At 67.0% G+C, this 18,648-nt stretch carries 15 protein-coding genes and 1 pseudogene; 4 read left to right on the top strand and 12 right to left on the bottom strand.

Annotation, left to right across the window (positions count from 1 at the left end; genetic code table 11):
* From A3ES_RS0133680 to A3ES_RS0133655, 6 genes are all read right to left on the bottom strand, one after another.
* Complete coding sequence (locus A3ES_RS0133680; protein WP_237745139.1) at positions 1 to 1,422, bottom strand: family 2B encapsulin nanocompartment shell protein; 1,422 nt, start codon at positions 1,420 to 1,422, stop codon at positions 1 to 3.
* Between the two features lie 1,375 nt (positions 1,423 to 2,797).
* Complete coding sequence (locus tag A3ES_RS49355) at positions 2,798 to 3,682, bottom strand: ABC transporter ATP-binding protein (protein ID WP_020391252.1); 885 nt, start codon at positions 3,680 to 3,682, stop codon at positions 2,798 to 2,800.
* Positions 3,679 to 4,494, bottom strand: coding sequence for an ABC transporter ATP-binding protein (locus tag A3ES_RS0133670; protein ID WP_020391251.1), 816 nt, complete (start codon positions 4,492 to 4,494; stop codon positions 3,679 to 3,681). The genes A3ES_RS49355 and A3ES_RS0133670 overlap by 4 nt, the downstream gene beginning before the upstream one ends.
* Positions 4,487 to 5,362, bottom strand: coding sequence for an ABC transporter permease (locus A3ES_RS0133665; protein WP_040456221.1), 876 nt, complete (start codon positions 5,360 to 5,362; stop codon positions 4,487 to 4,489). Before A3ES_RS0133665 ends, A3ES_RS0133670 begins: the two co-directional genes overlap by 8 nt.
* 5 nt (positions 5,363 to 5,367) lie before the next feature.
* A complete protein-coding gene (locus A3ES_RS0133660; protein ID WP_020391249.1) occupies positions 5,368 to 6,465 on the bottom strand; it encodes an ABC transporter permease in 1,098 nt (365 codons plus the stop codon).
* On the bottom strand, positions 6,462 to 8,297 hold the full coding sequence (locus A3ES_RS0133655) for an ABC transporter substrate-binding protein (RefSeq protein WP_020391248.1): 1,836 nt from the start codon (positions 8,295 to 8,297) through the stop codon (positions 6,462 to 6,464). Before A3ES_RS0133655 ends, A3ES_RS0133660 begins: the two co-directional genes overlap by 4 nt.
* Positions 8,298 to 8,575: 278 nt before the next feature.
* Between A3ES_RS0133655 and A3ES_RS0133650 the strand changes: the two genes are divergently transcribed.
* Positions 8,576 to 9,403 (top strand): class I SAM-dependent methyltransferase, encoded by an 828-nt coding sequence (locus A3ES_RS0133650; protein ID WP_026163456.1) that lies wholly within the window; start codon positions 8,576 to 8,578, stop codon positions 9,401 to 9,403.
* Between the two features lie 66 nt (positions 9,404 to 9,469).
* Positions 9,470 to 11,257 (top strand): AfsR/SARP family transcriptional regulator, encoded by a 1,788-nt coding sequence (locus A3ES_RS0133645; RefSeq protein WP_020391246.1) that lies wholly within the window; start codon positions 9,470 to 9,472, stop codon positions 11,255 to 11,257.
* Here A3ES_RS0133645 and A3ES_RS0133640 read toward each other — a convergent pair.
* Both A3ES_RS0133640 and A3ES_RS0133635 read right to left on the bottom strand, forming a co-directional pair.
* Positions 11,254 to 14,238, bottom strand: coding sequence for a sacsin N-terminal ATP-binding-like domain-containing protein (locus tag A3ES_RS0133640; protein WP_202806654.1), 2,985 nt, complete (start codon positions 14,236 to 14,238; stop codon positions 11,254 to 11,256). The genes A3ES_RS0133645 and A3ES_RS0133640 overlap by 4 nt on opposite strands.
* A gap of 118 nt (positions 14,239 to 14,356) precedes the next feature.
* Complete coding sequence (locus A3ES_RS0133635) at positions 14,357 to 14,794, bottom strand: cupin domain-containing protein (protein WP_020391244.1); 438 nt, start codon at positions 14,792 to 14,794, stop codon at positions 14,357 to 14,359.
* 99 nt (positions 14,795 to 14,893) lie between these two features.
* Between A3ES_RS0133635 and A3ES_RS0133630 the strand changes: the two genes are divergently transcribed.
* Positions 14,894 to 15,643 carry an SGNH/GDSL hydrolase family protein gene (locus tag A3ES_RS0133630; protein ID WP_026163454.1) on the top strand — a complete coding sequence of 250 codons (750 nt, stop codon included), beginning with the start codon at positions 14,894 to 14,896 and terminating at the stop codon, positions 15,641 to 15,643.
* Between the two features lie 29 nt (positions 15,644 to 15,672).
* On the opposite strand, the gene A3ES_RS0133625 is transcribed toward A3ES_RS0133630, so the two are convergent.
* The 4 genes from A3ES_RS0133625 to A3ES_RS0133610 all read right to left on the bottom strand — a co-directional run bounded on the left by A3ES_RS0133625 (position 15,673) and on the right by A3ES_RS0133610 (position 18,162).
* On the bottom strand, positions 15,673 to 16,062 hold the full coding sequence (locus A3ES_RS0133625) for a YciI family protein (protein WP_020391242.1): 390 nt from the start codon (positions 16,060 to 16,062) through the stop codon (positions 15,673 to 15,675).
* Positions 16,063 to 16,149: 87 nt separating this feature from the next.
* Complete coding sequence (locus tag A3ES_RS49350) at positions 16,150 to 17,106, bottom strand: helix-turn-helix domain-containing protein (RefSeq protein ID WP_020391241.1); 957 nt, start codon at positions 17,104 to 17,106, stop codon at positions 16,150 to 16,152.
* 12 nt (positions 17,107 to 17,118) lie between these two features.
* The gene (locus A3ES_RS0133615) at positions 17,119 to 17,922 is read right to left on the bottom strand and encodes a GNAT family N-acetyltransferase (RefSeq protein ID WP_202806653.1); all 804 of its coding nucleotides are present in this window, start codon (positions 17,920 to 17,922) and stop codon (positions 17,119 to 17,121) included.
* Between the two features lie 12 nt (positions 17,923 to 17,934).
* Positions 17,935 to 18,162, bottom strand: coding sequence for a hypothetical protein (locus A3ES_RS0133610; protein ID WP_020391239.1), 228 nt, complete (start codon positions 18,160 to 18,162; stop codon positions 17,935 to 17,937).
* Positions 18,163 to 18,411: 249 nt separating this feature from the next.
* On the opposite strand from A3ES_RS0133610, the pseudogene A3ES_RS49345 reads away from it, so the two are divergent.
* A pseudogene (locus tag A3ES_RS49345) lies at positions 18,412 to 18,648 on the top strand (hypothetical protein); the annotation flags it as partial.

Below are 18,648 nucleotides of genomic sequence, written 5' to 3'. Positions count from 1 at the left end.
CTAGCCTTCTCGCCCGATTTCGACGCCTTCGAGGATGCCGAGTGCGTCGGGGACCAGGACGGCGGTCGAGTAGTAGGCGCTGACCAGGTAGTTGATGATCGCCTTCTCGCTGATGTTCATGAACCGCACCGACAGCCCCGGCTCGTATTCGTCCGGCAGGCCGGTCTGGTGCAGGCCGATCACGCCCTGGCTGTCCTCACCGGTCCGCATCAACATGATCGAGCTGGTCCGGGTTTCGCTGATCCCGAGCTTGTTGCACGGGAAGATCGGTACGCCACGCCAGGCCGGCAGCCGGTGACCGCCGACATCGATGCTGTCGGGGTAGATGCCGGCCTTCGTGCACTCCCGCCCGAACGCCGCGATCGAGCGCGGGTGGGCCAGGAAGAACGCGGGCTCCTTCCACACCAGGCTGAGCAGCTCGTCCAGGTCGCCGGGGGTCGGCGGGCCGCTGCGGGTCGGGATCCGCATGCTCAGATCCGCGTTGTGCAGCAGGCCGAAGTCGCGGTTGTTGACCATCTCGTGCTCTTGCCGCTCGCGCAGCGCCTCGATGGTCAGCCGGAGCTGCTGCTCGGTCTGGTCCATCGGGTGGTTGTAGAGATCCGCGACGCGGCTGTGCACCCGCAGTACGGTCTGGGCGACGCTCAGCTCGTACTCGCGCGGCGTCGTCTCGTAGTCGACGTACGTTCCGGGCAGGTCGGACTCCCCCGCGTGGCCGGCCGCCATCTCGATGGCCGCCTCACCGAACTCGTTCTCGGAGCGCTCAGGGCTGTTGCGGAAGTGCTCGATGTGCTGGCGCAGGCTGTCGGCCTGACCGACGAGTTCCTCGAAGGACTCCTGCGAAAGGCTGAGCAACGTGCACGGCGTGATCGCCTTGACGGTGTACTCCCAGAAGTCGTCGGACTCCAGGATCGCCCGGTAGGTGAAGTGATCGCCGTCCGCGAGGGTTTCCAGCACCGCCTCGTCGCCGTACTTGCCGGCGCCGATCTTGTTCACCTTGCCGTGGGCGATCAGGCAGATCTGGTCCGCCGGCCGGCCGCGCTCCACGATCACGTCGCCGGGCTGGAACTCCTGCTGCACAAAGCGATCCGCGAGCGCGGACAGCACCTCGACGTCGTCATAGCTGCGCAGGAGCGCGAGCTCGCAAAGCTCCTGTGGAATCACCCGTACTTCGGATCCCGTGGTGGTGAAGGTGACCCGCCCGTCACCGACGGCGTAACTGAGCCGGCGGTTCACCCGGTAGGCCCCACCCTTGGCTTCCACCCACGGCAGCAGCTTCAGCAACCAGCGTGAAGTGATGCCCTGCATCTGCGGCTCGGACTTGGTCGTCGTCGCCAGATTGCGCGCTGCCGCGGTGCCCAGGCTCAGCTGCGGACGCTGCCCATTGGCGTCGACATTCGACGAGGCCGGCTCGGTCAAAGTCACACTACCCACCACCATTCGTTCGCGGTTCACTGTGTCGCGCCAACCCATTTCGGGCAGGCGAGTCCGGCCGGCGGGTGGGCCGGCGCGGGTTCGGGCACAGGTGCACGCGGCACCCGTTCGATGGATTGTTCGACCAGCTCAGCTGGATCGATCGGCCGACAGCCCCCCAGGGCTCGGGTCGGACCACAGACTGCCGGCGCCCAGTTCGCCCCTGTGTCCCACCGTCTCGACCGCTACTTCACAAACCGTAACCGAGCCCTCACCCCATGCGTCAAGATGAGCACACCTGCAAGTTTTTCCAAACCTTTCAAACCCCCGAAACAATCCGTGGACCACCCCGAGAAATCAGCACGTCGCCCCGCAGATTTGCTCCCGGCAACATCTCCCGATGCCCTCGGCAACCTCTGTTCCCGAACGGTTATGGGATCGATACCACATCTAAAACAATCGCTTCACAGAATCTCTCGCTCCCCGCGAGCCTTCTCAGGCGTCAACCCCAAAGCCAGTTGGTCAAGCGGTTCGGGGTACTCCGCCCAAGGCGACGAAGCCTGGTGCGGCCCCGCGGTAGGTCGAGGAGTCACCCGCAGGCAGTGGCACGGAATCACCTGGTCGGGCGCTCGACCATGCAGCCGCCGCGGCCTTGCCGCGGACGGCTGCGCACGCACGACCTCGTGCCGATGCCCCGACACACCGTGGGAAGCGTTTGCTGGCCGGAGATGGGTATGCACGGGCGTCCGGACCCTCCCGATCCATCCGCACCGCCTATGCCGTCCTGCCTGCCAGGACACCACCCATCCATGCCTGGTACGCCGGGTTGTGGGTGCCGATCGCGGGGTTTGTTGCCGATGGCGCCTTGTAGAGCCTGTTGGGATATGGGTCTGGGGTTCGCGTTGTGTCCCGACCGACAGGAAGTAGTGCCGGTTCTGCGGCCGGCCGCCGCCTGCGTGAGCGTGGCGCGCGGCCGAACGGTCGACTACTTCCTGTCGGTCGGTACACAATCGGCCGCTGCCGAGCCAATTCGCAAGAGGCTCTCTACCAGGCCAGTGGTCGGATAACGCTCCATCGAGCAGACCGCGACCGCTGCTGGTCCGGCCGGGCGGGCTCCAGCGGGCAATCGGTGTGCTCCGCTCCGCCCCGCGGGCATCACCCACTGGTACACCAATGGGCGAACCCCGCGGCGAGGGGCGAACCCTCCGGAGTACCGGTGAGCCCACTGGTAGGGCGATGGGCTGACCCCACGCGGATCTCTCCGGAGTGCGGGTGAGTCCACTCAGGCTAGGCGCCGAAGATGCGGGTCCACGGAAGGCGCTCGCGGATCGGTGGGTTGCCGCAGCGGATGTTGGTGGGGCGAGTCGGCGTCTCGGGGGGTAAGCAGCTAGATGATCGGGGTGGCTTCGGTGGCGGTGTCGGTGGGTGGGGTGGCGGCGGATTCGTTGACGGTGATGCGGGTGGTCCAGCGGGCATCGGGGTCGGGTTGCGGGATGGAGTCGAGCAGCAGGCGGGTGTAGGGGTGGCTCGGGGTGTGCATCACCTCGGCGACGGGGCCGCGTTCGACGATCTCGCCCTTGGTGATCACCATGACCTGGCCGCCGAGGTAGTAGACCGTGGACAGGTCGTGGGTGATGAAGAGCGTCGTCATGCCGTGCTCGCGCTGGAAGTCCAGCAGGATGTCGAGGAACAGCTTGCGGATCTGGGCGTCGAGCATGGAGACCGGCTCGTCCGCGATCACGAAGGCCGGCCGGAGCATGTGGATCCGGGCCAGCATGATCCGTTGCCGCTGGCCACCGGAGAGCTGGTGCGGGTACCTGCCCAGGACCCGGCCGGGATCGAGGCTCACTGCCTGGAGCGACTCCTCGATCAGGGCCTCGCCGGCCTCACGGGTCGAGGCCAGCGAGAACTTCTTCACCGCTTTCCAGAGCACCCGGTCGACCCGGTAGAACGGGTTGAAGATCGAGTACGGGTCCTGGAAGACGGGCTGCACGTTGCGGCGGTACTCGTCGTACTCGGTGCGGTTGAGCTTGAAGATGTCCTTGCCGCCGTAGGTGATCGTGCCGGCCGTCGGCTTCTGCAACCCGAGGACGTTGCGCGCGATCGTGCTCTTGCCGCTGCCGCTCTGGCCGACCAGGCTGACCACCTGCGGCGGCTCCGCGTCGAGCCGGAAGCTGGCGTCCGCGACTGCGGTCAGGTAGCCGTCCGGAGTACCGCGAGCGTGGAAGCGTTGCTGCACCTCGCGCAACTCGATCACCTTCTCGGTGCTCATGATGCTCTCCTTCCGAGTCGCGGGATCGAATCGATCAGCTGCCGGGTGTAGTCGTGCTGCGGATCCTTGAAGATCTGGTGGACGTCCCCGACCTCCACCAGCCGGCCCTCGTACATCACCGCGACCCGGTCGGCGAGCTGGGCGTGCACTCCCATGTCGTGCGAGATCACCATCAGCGTGACGCCGAAGTCGTGGCGGAGGTCGGCGAGGCTCTGCAGGATGACGCGCTGGATCGTCACGTCGAGCGCGGTGGTCGGTTCGTCGGCGATCACCAGGTCGGGTTCGAGGGCGACACAGATCGCCATCAGCACCCGCTGCTTCATCCCGCCGGACAGCTCGTGCGGGTACATCCGGGCCACCCGCGGCTCCAGGCCGACCTGGTCGAGCAACCGCGCGATCAGGTCAGCGAGCGTTTCCTTGCGTTCCGGGGCGTGCTCCAGGATGACGTCCTTGAACTGGTCCTCGACGCGCATCACCGGGTTGAGCGAGTTCATCGAGCCCTGCGGGAGATAGGAGAGCGCGCTCCAGCGCAGTACCCGGAGTTCCTCGCCGCGCACCTTGAGCAAGTCGACCGGCGATCCGCCCTTGCGATGGAAGATCGCCGACCCGGCCGTCACCTTGCCCGGCGGCTTGAGCAGCCGCAGCAGCGCCACCGCGAGGGTGGACTTGCCGCTGCCCGACTCCCCCGCGATGCCGAGGATCTCGCCGCGGCGGACGGACAGGTCCAGCTCCTCCACGGCCTTCACGTCGCCCTTGCTGGTCGAGTACACGACCTCCAGGCCGGACACCTCCAGCACGGTCTCCTCACTCACCGGCCACTCCTCTCAGCCGCGGGTTGTAGACCTCTTCGAGGCCGATGTTGATCATGTTCAGCGCCGCGAACAGCAGCGTCAGCAACACGATCGGTACGACGAACATCGGCCAGGCGCCGAGCGTCAGCGCGCCGGTGTTGATCGCGTTGAAGATGATCTGCCCGAGGTCGATCACGCCACCAGGACCGAGACCGATCACCTCCAGGCCGACCAGCCCGAAGATCGCGCCGAGTGCCGACGAGGCGAATCCGACGCCGATGAACGGCAGCAGGTTCGGCAGCAGCTCGGTCGTGATGATCTCCAGGTCCCGGGCCTTGCTGACCCGGGCCAGATCGACGTACGGGCGGGAACGCAGGCTGAGCACCTGGGAACGGATCGTCTTGGCCGCGAACGGCCAGGAGAAGATCGAGATCATCACGCCGACCTGGAAGAGACTCACGTTCTTGGCGTACGCCGAGAGCGCGATCAGCAACGGGAACGTCGGGATCACCAGCAGGATCCCGGTGAACGTCGAGAGCACGTTGTCGATCCAGCCGCCCTTGTAGCCGGCCACGAACGCGACGACCACACCGACGACGGTCGAGATCACACCGGCGATCGCACCGATCTGCAGCGACACCGAGAGCGCACTCAGCACCATCGCCAGCACATCCCGGCCGAACTGATCGGTGCCCAGCACATGATCCCCAGACGGCACCAGCCACTTCTCGTACGCCGCCACCTCGATCGGGTCCGTTCCACCGCCGATCCACTGAACGATCAACGGACTCAGCAACGCCAGCAACACCATGACGGCGAGGATCACCAGACCGGTTGCGAGACGACCACTGTTCCGGACGGTGCGAAGTACCGCATTGAGGATTCTCATCGCCACTACTTCCAGTACTTGACCCGAGGGTCAAGCAACGGGAGAAGGAGGTCCAGCAGAAGGACCGCGGTCAGTACGGAGAAGATCGCCACGTTCGTGACGCCGAGGATGGTGTTGAAGTCGAGCTGCTGGATCGCGGTCACCAGGGTCGTGCCGAGACCGGGATAGTTGAACAGCTGCTCCACCAGCACGTTGCCGTTGAAGATGAAGCCGAGCGAGATACCGAACGCGGTCACCTGGGGCAGGTAGCAGTTGCGCAACGCGTAGCGGGTCAGGATCCGCCACGGCTTGAGGCCCTTCGCCTCGGCGTACACCAGGTAGTCCTCGCCGAGGACCGGGACCATCAGCATCCGCGTCGACAGGATCCAGCCCATCGCACCGATCCCGACGATCGACAACCCGGGCAACAGACCGTACTTCAGCACACTGCCGATGAAGTCGGCCGACAGTCCCGGACTGATGCTGGAGTCGTAGGCCGATCGGGCCGGCAACCACCCGAGGGTGTAGGCGAAGACGTAGACCAGGATCAGCGCGACGAAGAAGAAGGGCACGTGGGCCAGCGCGATCGACAGGTTGGTGATGATCGCCGAGCCGGCCTTGCCGCGCCGCCAGCCGGCGATCGCACCGACGACGATACCGATCACCCAGGACAGCACCGCCGAGATGCCGAGCAGCCCGATCGTCCACGGCAACGCCCGCAGGATCACGTCCTGCGCCGGCGTCGGGTAGTTGATCAGCGACGGCCCGAGATCGCCGTGCAGAACGAGTCTGTCCATGTACCTCAGGTACTGCGAGAGTAGGTTGCCCTCGAGCCCGAACTCGTGCTGGTACCGGGCGATGATCTCGGCGCTGGCCTGCTGGTTGTAGATGTAGTTCTGCTGCAGACTCTGGATCAGCGTGTTGATCGGGTCGCCGGGCATCAGCCGGAAGAAGAAGAACGCGATGGTGAGGGCTCCCCACAGCTCCACCACGTACAGCCCGAGCCGGCGGATCGCGTACGCCGCGAGCGGATGTCGGGACAGCCAGGCCCGTACCCTGGGCCGGGGTGCGGAGACCTGCTCCTCCTTGTCCACGGCAACCACCGGCGGCGCTTCAGCGGTCACGCCGGCCCTTTCTGCCCGGTGGCCTTGAGCTTGGCGAGCACGAAGATGAAGTGCGGCCACCAGTTCAGCGGCACCTCGTAGAGGTCGTCATCGGTCGGCCAGCCGGTCCAGAACGCGGTGTTGAAGAACTGCGGGTACCCGGTCTGGATCACCGGGAGCAGCGGAAGCTTCTGGAAGTAGATCTCCAGCGACTGGTCGAGCAGCGGCTTGGCCTCCTCGCTGTTCGGGTCCATCCCGGCCAGCTGCTGGGAGATCTCGTCGAACTTCGGGTCCCGGAAGCGCATCTTGTTCTTGCGGGCGGCGTTCTTGCCGATCGGTTGCGCCTTGCTGCTCTCCCAGTCGGTGTACAGCTGCTGCGGGTCGATCGCGAACCCGGCCCAGCTGGAGTCGATGTCGTACTCACCGCGCTGAAACTTCTCGTCGTGCACGCTGCCGGACAGACTCCGCAAGGTGGCCGGTACGCCGACCTTGGCCAGGTCGGTCTTCAGCACGTCGGCGATGGCGTACTCGTCCTTGTCCTTCTGCGCCGGAGTGATGATCTCGAGATTGACCTCCTTGCCCTTGTACATCCGCTTGCCGGCCGGGTTCTTCGGGCAGATCTCGTCCAGCAGCGCGGTCGCCTTCTCCAGGCTGTACTCGAACTTGTACTTGTTCGCGAGGTCTTCGTTCTTCCACTTGTCATTGGTCGGGTAGTCGGCCCACGGATAGATCGCGGGCGGTACCTCGACCTGCCACACCGACTTGCCGATCTTCTCCCGATCCAGGCAGTAGTTGATCGCCCAGCGCATCTTCGGCTCCGCCGCCACGCCCCGGGCCGGGTCGCAGTTCAGCCACAGAACGCGCGGGTTCGGGTCGTGGAACTGCGTCGTCTGCAGGTTCGGGTAGCCGGCGTTACTCAGCTGCTTGGCGTGCTGCGCATCGATCGAGCCGACGTCGAACTCGGCTCGCTCGAACGCCAGCGACGCCTGGTCGCCCTGCTTCGACATGCTCTGGAAGATCACGTACTGCGCCTTGACGTCGAGCTTGTCCTTATTCCAGTAGTTCGGGTCCTTCTCCCAGACGAACATCTTCTGGTTCCGGATCGCCTGCTTCAGCTTGTACGGGCCCGACCGGACCGGCGGGTTGTCCTTGTACTTCGTCGGATCCTGCGACTTCCAGATGTGCTCGGGCATCAGGTTGACCGATGCGCCGGAGACCGCCGCGATGAAGTTGTAGTGCAGCCGCGGCGTCGGCTTGAGCAGCTTGACCACTGCGGTGTGCTCGTCGGGGACCTCGACGCTCTTCACGAAGTCCTTCAGCTCGCCACCACCGCCGAACAGGTCGGGGCGGTCCTTCAGCATCATGACGGTGAACCTGAAGTCCTTGGCACCCAGCGGCTTGCCGTCGTTCCAGTGAGCCTTCGGATCGAACTTCAGCGTCAGCTCGGTGTGGTCGCTGTTGTAGCTGTACTCCGTCGCCAGCCACGGCGTGAGCTTGCCGGTGGCGAAGCTCAGGAAGAACAACGGCTCGGTGGCCAGCTCCACCCCGGCACCGCCGGGCGAGCCGTTCGGGATCATCCCGTTAAAGCTGTCGAACACCGTGTACTCGACCTGGCCGACGGTCACCGTCTGGTCGCGGGGCGTCGGGATGTTCGCCTTGCCGATCTGGATCGTCTTGGTGGCGGCGGGCTTGTTGTCGGCGGGCTTGTCGGAGTACGACCCGCCGTTGCCGGAGCAGGCGGCCAGGAAGCCGGCCAGCGCGGCCGCGCCTCCCCCGACCACACTTCGGCGGCTCAACTGGTGACGGACGATGTCGGAGACGTTCTCGAACTGCGGGCGCGGCGCGTCGTTCACGATGATTCCCTTCGGTGGTCACCGTCTGAAACGTTTCTCGGACTATAAGTAGCTATGACAACGTTGGCAAGAGTGTGGCTCCAACGTTGCACTGACGACGCTTAAACCGCAGCTCGGTCGATATACCAACCTCTGACAACGATGGCGCTTGGCCGATGGACCGCCTTGTCTGGTCCGTGTCACACGGTCTGTCACACGGTGATCCGCTCTGATCGGGAGAACATCGCGGAGGGCGCGATGGCGTGGCTGGGGGGCGCATTCGGCTTCAAGGGGGATGCATGAGTACGGATGTGACGGGCACGGCGATCGACTTCGAGGCGATCAAGGCCAAGCAGCGGGCCGGCTGGGAGACCGGGGACTATCCGCGGGTCGGCAACACGCTGCAGATCATCGCCGAGCTTCTCGTCGAGGCGGCCGATGTCCGGGCCGGCCAGGCGGTTCTGGACGTCGCCTGTGGGCAGGGCAACGTCGCGATGGCGGCTGCACGACGCTTCGCCGACGCGACCGGGGTCGACTACGCGGTCAACCTGCTGGCGCAGGGCCGGGAGCGGGCAGCGGCCGAACACCTGCCGGTGACCTTCCTGGAAGGCGATGCAGAGCAACTGCCGGTACCGGACGCGGCGTTCGACCTGGTGGCCAGCACCGTCGGCGTGATGTTCGCGCCGAATCACCAGCGGGCCGCGGATGAGCTTGTCCGTGCTACGAAGCCCGGCGGCAAGATCGCGCTGGCCAGCTGGACACCGACGGGCATGATCGGCGACCTGTTCCGGACGGTCGGCAAGTGGGCGCCACCGCCGGCCGGTGTGCAGCCGGCGACGCTTTGGGGCACCGAGGAACACCTGACCAGCCTGTTCGGCGACCGGGTCGAGTGGATCGGCCTGACCAAGCGCGAGTACGTGTTCCGGTACCACTCCGCAGAGCACTTCTCCGAGTGGTTCCGCCAGTACTACGGTCCGATCACGCGCCTCGCCGGGACGCTGTCCGATCAGGACCTCGTCGCCTTCGCGGCCGATCTCGCCGAAGTACCGCGCGGCTACAACCGGGCTGACGACGGCACGGTCGCGGCGCGTGCGGAGTACCTGGAAGCAGTCGGCGTCAGGCGCTGACGCAGTGTGGCGCACTCGCCGGGGGGAGGCGAGTGCGCCACACTGAGGTTCGGGGAGGGGGCTGACATGGGGAAGATCCGGCTGCTGGGACCGCCGTCGATCGAACACGCTGGGGCGCGACCGCCGCGCGGGCGCAAGGCCTGGGCTTTGCTCGCCTACCTCCTCCTGGCAGAACGTCCTCCGACCCGTAGACGGCTGGCGGAGCTGCTGTTCGCCGACGCCGACGACCCGCTCGGGGCCTTGCGCTGGTCGCTGGCCGAGCTACGGCGAGCACTGGGCGGCGGGGAGGTCATCACCGGCGATCCCCTGGTCATCACGCTCGGCCGGGATACGTCGGTGGACGTCCTCGTGGTCACGGAGGACTCCGCTGATCCTCAACCACTGCTGGGTTTCAACGGCGAGTTGCTCGAAGGCGTCGAGCTCGCGTCGTGCCCTGAGTTCGAGTCCTGGTTGCTGGTGGAACGGCATCGGCTCTCCGCCGCCATCGAAGGGCGTTTGCGGCAGACAGCCGTTGCGCTGATCGCCGGAGGACGAGCGAACGACGCCGTGCCCTTTGCGTCGAAGGCTGTCTCGCTGAACCCACTCGAACAAGGCAACCACGAACTACTGGTCCGCAGCCTCGCGATCTCTGGGAATCGCTCGGCCGCGCTCCGCCAGATCGCCGTCTGTGAAGACCTGTTGCGTCGTGAGCTGGGTCTTGAGGCGTCTGCTGCCTTGCGGGAAGCGTCGAAGGTCGGGCCGGGCTCGACAGCTGGCCCGCCTCTGGGCGGTCGAGCCGCGGCCGCGAGCCAACTGGAAGCCGGCCGGGCCGCGATCGCCGCAGGTGCTGTCGATGCGGGTATCCAGTGTCTCCGGAGAGCGGTCTCTGAGGCCGACCACTGCCACGACCCTGTACTGCGTGGTCGCGCGCTCGCCGCTCTCGGCGGTGCACTCGTCCATGCCGTGCGCGGGCATGACGAGGAGGGCGCGATCGTCCTGCACGAAGCAATCCTGGTGGCAGAGCAGGCGAGCGACCGGGCGACGTCGGTGCTCGCTCATCGTCAGCTCGGCTTCGTGGAGGTCCAGGCCGGACGTCGCCGTACTGCGGCGAGCTGGCTGGCGAAGGCCGCTGCGTTGGCCGAGACCGACGACGAGCACGCGGCGATTCTCGGAGTACGGGGAATGAACTCATCGGATCAGGCCGACTATCCGGCGGCGTTCGAGCAACTCGGCGAGTCGGTCGAGTTGGCCGCGCGGTGTGGAGATCACCGGCAGCAAGCGTGGTCGCTGTCGCTCGTGGGACGCGCGCACTTGCTTCGGGCCGAGCACAGTCAGGCGACGGCGATCGTTCGCGAGACGCTCGACCTGGTACGGCGTGAGCGGTGGATCGCGTTTCTGCCCTGGCCGCAGGCGTTGATGGCTGAGCTCGACCTGTTCGCCGGCGATCTCGAAGCGGCAAGCGATGGCTTCGAGCAGGCGTGGGTGCTCGGTTGCCAGCTCAATGACCCTTGCTGGGAAGGGATGGCGGGCCGCGGGCTCGGGCTGCTCAGCGCGGGTCGCGGTGACCACGCTGGCGCCGCGGAGTGGCTCGCCCAGGCAGCGAGCCGCTCGAGTCGCGAACCAGACCGCTACCAATGGGTGCACGCCCACGTCCTCGACGCAGCCAGTACTGCGGCGCTGGCCCGCGACGACGAGGAACGCGCGCGACCACTCGTGACCCAACTGGCCGCCCTCGCCGCACGCTGCGACATGCGAGAACTGATGGTCCGCGCCAAGCTGCACCAAGCCCGGCTCGGCGACTCGTCAGCCGCGGCATCAGCCCGGCTCCTCGGTGCCGAGATCGACAATCCGGCGTTGACCGACCTGCTGCTTTAGGGCTGGTCGAAGGTGGCGTCGATGCGGAGTTCGGTGGCTCGGTCGGGTTCGCTGAGGACGGCGCGGATGACGTGGCGTTGATCCCAGCGGCCAGCGGACCAGGCGAGTGCCTTCGCGAGGCCGTCGAAGGTGGCCGCGTGTGGTCGGCGGTCCTCGTCCACCCACCAGGAGACCTCGACGCCGTCGACTATCAGCTCCTCGTGTTCCCACCACGTGTCCGGCGCCTCCGGCACCAGCTCACGCACCAGCTCCGGTACGTCGGCCGCGGTCCCGTCGCCGTCAATCTTGCCCCCGGCAACTTCTTCCGCCATCGGCACGTCGAGCAGATCGCTCAAGCCATCGGCGGCAGCACCTGATGCGACCACGAAGCCGCCGAGATCGCCACGCTGCAACCACATCGGCGCATCGGCGACCACCGCGTCGCCTGCACTCGTCACCTTGGTCAGACCGCTGCCGTCCAGCACCCGAACGTCGTCCGGGGTCTGGCCCGGATAGGCCGAGTGCGTCCCCAGCTGACTCCAGAGTCGCAAGAGCGCGCTCTCTTCGACCTCCCGGTCCGGGTCCGCGAGCCGGTCCAGCAACAACTCCACGCCGGCAGCGTCCAGATCGCTGACCACTCGCACGAGACCGACCGCGGTCCGCACCTCGGGGTCCAGCTGAGCGGTCCATGCCGGTGCACTGTCGAGGAAGCTGGCCAGGATCGGATCCGCGGCCGGATCGGCCCGTCCGGCCAGCGGCTCGCCGTCTTCGAGGAGAACGCGCTCTCTGATCCACCACGCCGTGTACGACGCCGCGCCGTGCGGGCGATCATCCGGCCCGACCACGCGCACCGGTTCGACCAGCGCGCGACGCAGCTCGGGTGACGCTCCGAAGAGCTCGAGCACCCGCGGCCAGGCGTCGTCCACGATCCAGTCGAGATCCCGGACCGCGATCAGCTCGCCGACCGTCGCCCCGAAGCGCGAGCCGTCCGGCGCCACGTCGTACGCCCAATCCTCGATCCCGTCGATATCCGCCAACGCCTCGGGCAACTCGTCGAGTGCCACGTCTGAGGCGGAGACTGTGCCGAGCGAGCTGAGTACGCCGATCGCTTCGACGGCGGGGAGTCCGTGGCGCTCGACGATCGCGTGGTCGATCGTCGCGACCTCTTCCTCGTCGAGCACGGCGGCCGCGTCCGAGCCGGCGACCACGAGCGCGTTCGCCGGGACGAGTTCGCCGTCGGCGTCTCGCAGTACGAGGTCGGACAGCCACCACAGACCTTCCGCCTGCGAGACATCCGCGGCGACCACGGTCAGCACGGCATCGGCGATGACGTCGGGGTCATCGGCTTCGGCGGAGTGCTCCACCGCCGAACGCACGGCGCTGTCCTCCAGCAACGCGCGCGGGGACATGGGTAGCGCTCCCAGGCGTTCTAGCGAAGGATGCACGGCCTCCGGATGCACCACCCGTACGCCGTACTCGCCGAAGATCGCCAGTACGCCGGCCGGCAACTCATCTCCCGGCAGGAGCAGGCCGCGCACGCCACGAACCAGCCTGCCGTCGGCCAGCGGGACAGGAAGGGTGCCGAGGGATTCGCGGAGCAGCGGTTCGGTGACCATCGCGGAGAGCGCTCCATAGACGTCGCGCCACCAGCTCGGCGGTTCCGCTTCGGCAGCGGCTCCGAGCTGGTCGATCAGGTCCGCGAGCTCCAGACGACGGATGCCCAGGGCATCGAGTGCGGTCCGGTCCTGGCGAGGCGATCCGATCAGCCCGCGCACGATCGGCGCGAGCACGGTGTTGAACGCATCGTCCGAACCTTCGACGACCACGGCGTCACGTGGTCGAAGCAAGGTGCTGTCTTCGACCGAGCGAACGATCGGCGTACCGGGCAGCGCGGCGAGGATCGCGTCCCGGAGAGCGCGATCTAGTGCTCCTGCGGCGAGGCCGGTCGGCACCAGCGGCAGGACGTTCGCACCGTCCTCGGCGCGATTGCGAAGCAGCTCCGCGTAGGCCGTCGCCGCTTCCTGGACGAGCCGGTCCGTCAAGGGGCCGTTGGCAACGTGCCGCCTCGACGGGTCGAGCGGGAAAGTTGCCAACAGCAACGCTGGGAGCGAGAGCGGTTCATCCGTCGGCGTCGGCGCGTGCACCGTCCGCGGCGGCTCGGTGCCGGCGTCGCGGGGCAGAGCCCACAGGATCGACCAGTAAGGCCGCGACCGTTCCTCGGTGGGCCGATCCGCGAGCAACCGCTCTCTGTCGTCTTCCTCGAGTACGCCGGCCGCACGCTGCACGAACCAGCGCGCTTCGGCATCGGCGAGCACGCGCACCGATCCGTCGACGTCGATCTCGATCCGCTCCAGACCAGGCAACGCGAGCAGCAACCCATCGCCGGCCTCGTCGAGCAATCGGCGTACCAGCTCGGCCGCTGCCTCATCGCGAAGCGGGAGGATGACCGCGGTGTCGTAGCCCTCCGGCGGCTCACCCTCGGCCTCGAACGGCAGACGTAGTACGGGCACCTGGCCATCGCGGCGACGTACCTCGGTCTCCAGGCCCGGCGACTGCTGCCCGGCCTCCGCGACAACTGCTGCGGTGTCAGCGCGGGAGAACCGGACGCCACCGGTACGTGACAGGATCACCGGCTCGTCAGTCACCGCCAGGACGGCCGAGAAGCCGACGCCGAAACGTCCGACAGCGCTCTCCGAGTCGTCCCGCTTGGCCGACGCGCGCAGAGTTGCGAGCGACTCGACCCCCTCGGCAGTCAGCGGCGCACCGGTGTTGGAGACGACCAGCGTCCCGCTTCGCAGCGAGAACTGCACGCGCCCCGGCACGCCCGCCCGTGCCGCCGCATCCGCCGCGTTCTGGGCGAGCTCGACCACCACCCGATCCAGGTAGCCACCAAGCGCCAGATCCTCCTCGGCGTTGGCATCCTCCCTGAACCGAACCGGCCCGGCCGCCCAAGCAGCCACCACCCGCTCCCGAATCCCGCCAACCCCAAACACGTCGCTCACCCCGCGAGTATGCCGGTCAATCCCGTCGCCGCGGCCGGAGGGGCGGGACTGCTCAGCCCGAGTAGCCGGTCGTGAGTCCCGAAAGGGCAGGGATTGCCTGCCCTCTCGGGTCAGAAAGTCACTCGAAGTCGCAGCCTGGGTTGGGCGCGTCTTGGGACAGCGGGGCCCCGGCCGGGTTCACGTAGAGGACCTCAAGCACCAGCTGCTTCTTGCCGAGGTTGCGGCCGATGTGGACCTGGTTACTGGGCTCGGTGAAGGTTGCACCGGTCTTGTAGAGGCCGTCGAGCTCACAGGTGGCGTCCGAGTGGGTCAGGGTGCCTTGCTTCACGAAGGCGTAGAGCGTGCCGTCGTGGTAGTGCCAGCCGGTCTTACCGCCTGGAGCGATGGTGATCTCGCGCAGCACATAGTCCTTCCCGCCGACCGTCGTCTGGGCCAGGATCCTGGCGGTGACGCCGGCACCGGGGGTGGCGTCCGCGACCGCGGGCACCAGGCCCAGACCGGCCGCGGCGACGCCGGCCAGCGCGGCCCGGCGGATTCCCCGAATGGCTTCCCGCATAGTGGTTTCCTTTCTGTGCAAGGGGTTGTGCAAACAAGAGCCGAGACAGGACAGCCACGTGGGCTGTGACAAAACATCGTGCCAGGTATCGTCCGGTGCGTGATCACCCCTGGCAGTCGTTATGTCTCTTTGGGCAGCTCCTTTGCCGCCGGTCCCGGCCTCAAGGCCGGCCGCAACTATCCCCACCTGGTCGCCGATGCCCTCGGGCTGGAACTGACCGACGTGACGTCCTCCGGCGCCACGACAGCGAACATCCTGCGCGACCACCAGGAGAGCGCTCCCCCGCAGATCGATGCCGTCGGCCCCGATACGGCACTCGTCACGATCACTGCCGGAGGCAACGATCTCGACTACATCGGCACCTTCATCCGGGGCAGCATGATGAACACCCTGGCCAAACCGGCCACCCTGCTCGGCAAACGCGTCGCCAACCGGATCCGGGCCCGGGTCAGCTATCTCAAGGACCAGACCGAGTACGACGCGGTGGCCGCTTCCCTCGCCGAAATCGTCACCGAGGTCCGGGATCGCGCTCCCCGCAGCCGGATCCTGCTCGTCGACTACCTGACCGTGGCAGGCCCGGCCACCCGCCCGCGTCTCGACGTACCGCTGAACGAGGAACAACTGCCGAGCGTGGTGATGATGGCGGACGGACTCGCCAAGGCTTTCGCGACCGCCGCCGAGAAGACCGGCGCCGACCTGATCACCGCCTCGGCGGCCAGTCTGGACCACGCGGTCGGCTCAGCGACTCCTTGGACCACAGGCTTCCGCCTCGGCCGGGGTGTTCCCTACCACCCGACCGAGGCGGGTATGGCCGCTGTCGCCGACCTCGTCGTCGCAAAGCTGCGCTGACCTCCAAGTGCCCCTCGCTGGGTGAGCGACTACACCGGGGCGACGCCTTCGGGGTGGACCTCGACCGCCTGGTTGAGCGGGCGGCCGCCAGGGCCCGGCGTACGGGAGATGCGGAGAGCGAGTTCCAGCACGCGCTCCTCGGAGGCGACGTCGACGACCCAGTAGCCGGCCAGTACCTCCTTGGTCTCGGTGAACGGGCCGTCGGTGATGATCGGCTCCCCGTCCTCATTCGCCTGCACCGTCTTCATGTGGTCCGGACCCGTCAGACCGCGGGCCTCGACGAGTTCACCGGACTCCTTCAGTTCCTGGTTGAGCTCATGCATGCACTTGACCATCACCTCGAGGTCCTCCTGCGACCACACGTTCGGCATGTCGTCCCAGCCCTGCTTGTTCGAGTGCATCAGCAGCATGTACTTCATCGATCCCACTCCTTCTCGTTCGTCCCCCTACCGGGGTCGCTCAGCAGCAACGTCGGAGCCGATTTCCCATTCTCGACAGGTTCCGGTCTAGAGCAGCTTCTGTCGAGACGCCTGTACTCCGAGCTGGAACCGTGTCTGGGCACCCAGCGTCTCCTGCAACCGGCTGATCCGGCGCGCGATCGTCCGCTCGCTGACCCCGAACTCGCGGGCGATCGACTCATCCGTCAACCCGGCGCTCAGATAGGTCAGCAACCGTTTCGTCTCCAGCGACGGAGCTCCGACCGCGTCGCTCGTGTCGGTCCCGCTGGTGATCGGTACGGCCATCCGCCAGAACGCGTCGAAGACCCCGACCAGGCCGGTCAGGAACGGCGAGTGGTGCACCACCATGGCCGCAGTACTGGTGACTTCGCCGACGGTCGTTCGCGCCGAGAGCAGTGCCCAGCGGTCGTCGACGATGGTCAGGTTGAGCGGCACCTGCGGGAAGACCCGGGCCTGCTCACCGCCGTCGACGCACAGCTGAACCATCCGGAGCGCGGCCGGATCCTGCAGCACACGCGTCCCGTAGATCACCTCGTACGTTACGCCGCGGGCGAGCGCCTCGAACAACCCCTCGACGATCTGATGATCCGGAGAGGCCAGATTGCCCACCGTCATCGCCCGGACCTGCTGCTGCGCATCGACCTGCACGTGATTGAGGACCGCCCGCGCCGCCTCGGCGGACGGCAGCAACTCGACGTACGTCTGCTGACCGATGCCGGCAGTCCACAGCTCGGAGAGCAAGGCAGCGCTCTCTCGTGCGAGATCGGCTTCTCTGGTATGCCGCTGGGCGAGCGCCTCCATGGCCAGGTGCGGCGGCTGCGGCAGTACCTTGCCATCGGCACGCTCCACCAGGCCGATCGCGGCCAGTTCGCTCAGCGGCCCTTCCAGAGCAGCGATGTCACCACTCGCAGTGAGTTCTTCGACACCCAGCGCACCACGGGTCATCAGATCGAGGTAGATCGCCTCGGCCTCAGCGGAGATGCCCAGCGCGCGGAGTTGGTGCACTCCACCTGTGTATCAGTTGGCGGGCGTGTAGACGTACGGCGTAGTCGTGGTGACGGCCAGGAATCCGAGTCGCTGAAGGATCGGCGAGCTGTCGTCACTCGCGTCTACCTGGAGGTAGCGATAGCCGAGCTCGAGCGCCCGGGCAGCGCGGACCGCGACCAGTGCCTTGTAGATGCCCTTGCCCCGCCACTCAACCAGCGTCGAGCCACCCCACAGGCCAGTGAAGTCGGTGTCCTTCTTGTAGACCGCCCACGCGGCCGAGACGACTTCACCGTCCGCCTCCGCGACGAAGATGTCGGTCAGGCCGGTCGCGTGCCGGCTCATCAGGTCATCGGTCAGCCAGGACCAGTCCTGGTTCCAGACCGTCGACTCCATCGCGGCGATCCGCTCGAAGTCGGCCTTGTCCCCGGTACGGCGAATCGTCACGCCGTCGACCGAATCGCGACCGGCCAGCCGCTCCACGATGTCGGCGCTCTCGCCGATCACCACGGTCTCCCGCTCCTCGGGCACGAACCCGGCCGCGGTCAGCCGCTCGAGCAGATCGGCCGGCAGGTCGTGTCCACGGGTCTTCCACTCGACCGGATCGCCCTTGGCGGCGAAGTAGTCGCGCTGGCGAGCGATCAACGCGTCGAGCTCAGCGCCGTCGAGACCTTCGAGAGAGCGGTAGCTGACGAATCCGCGGTTCGGATACTCGACTCGGATCACCGGTCCGTCGGTGCTGGTCGGTACGTCGGCCGACTCGGCGCCGCCGCGCAGCTGCTCGTCGTACGCCGTCAGTAGCATCGCGGCCCGGTCAGTATTGGTTGCTTCAGTCACCGGAGGACTGTGTCACGGGGCGGGGCATTCCACGACCTCTTTACCAGTGGACGATCGCCGCTCGCGCAGTACCGTCACGCTCTGCCGGAGAGCGCTCCACAGACGCTTGGCCCTTGGCTTGCGCCGCTGAACTCGCTGCGCCTCGGCCGCAATACGCCGTACTTCGTCGTACCCGCCGACGGAGTGCCGCACCTCATCGGCAACGAGCTTGCTGTTCACGATCGCACTCAACGCTTCCATCGATCCACGCTCCTGCTCAGGGCACCTCCGCTGGGCACCTTCACAGCTACGTCGGAGTGGCTCGCCTCATCTGTACATCCGCCGCCGCTCATCGGTGTCGGCAGCCTAGGCATTGCTCGCGGAGCGTGAACCGCTGGGAGTTAGCGCTCACCTCTTCTTGGCTTAATTTCCTGAATCGCCTTGCCAGCAAGGCCATTGAGTGCCCTGCGCGATTTGCGACTTCCGCCTACTCAGCGTAGTATCGAACACATGTTCGACAAGGAGATCGCTGACATGGACGCGACCGAGACACTCACCTCGGTCGCATCCATGCACGACCTGCACACCCGTGCCGACCTCGAAATCCTCCGCCTCGGCCAGCACTTCGCCGACCTGTTCCCCGACCCCGCCACCCTCCCCGGCCACATCTCCCTGCCCGGCGGCGAACGCGCCCACGTCTACGGCGGCCCCGGCTGCCCCGCCGTCGCCGAGTTCGCCGCCGCGGAA

Origin of the sequence: Kribbella catacumbae DSM 19601 (genome assembly GCF_000372465.1) — a bacterium.
In the GTDB taxonomy this organism is placed as follows: domain Bacteria; phylum Actinomycetota; class Actinomycetes; order Propionibacteriales; family Kribbellaceae; genus Kribbella; species Kribbella catacumbae.
The sequence above is the reverse complement of the archived record's forward strand: the minus strand, read 5'-3'. Positions and strand labels throughout refer to the sequence as shown.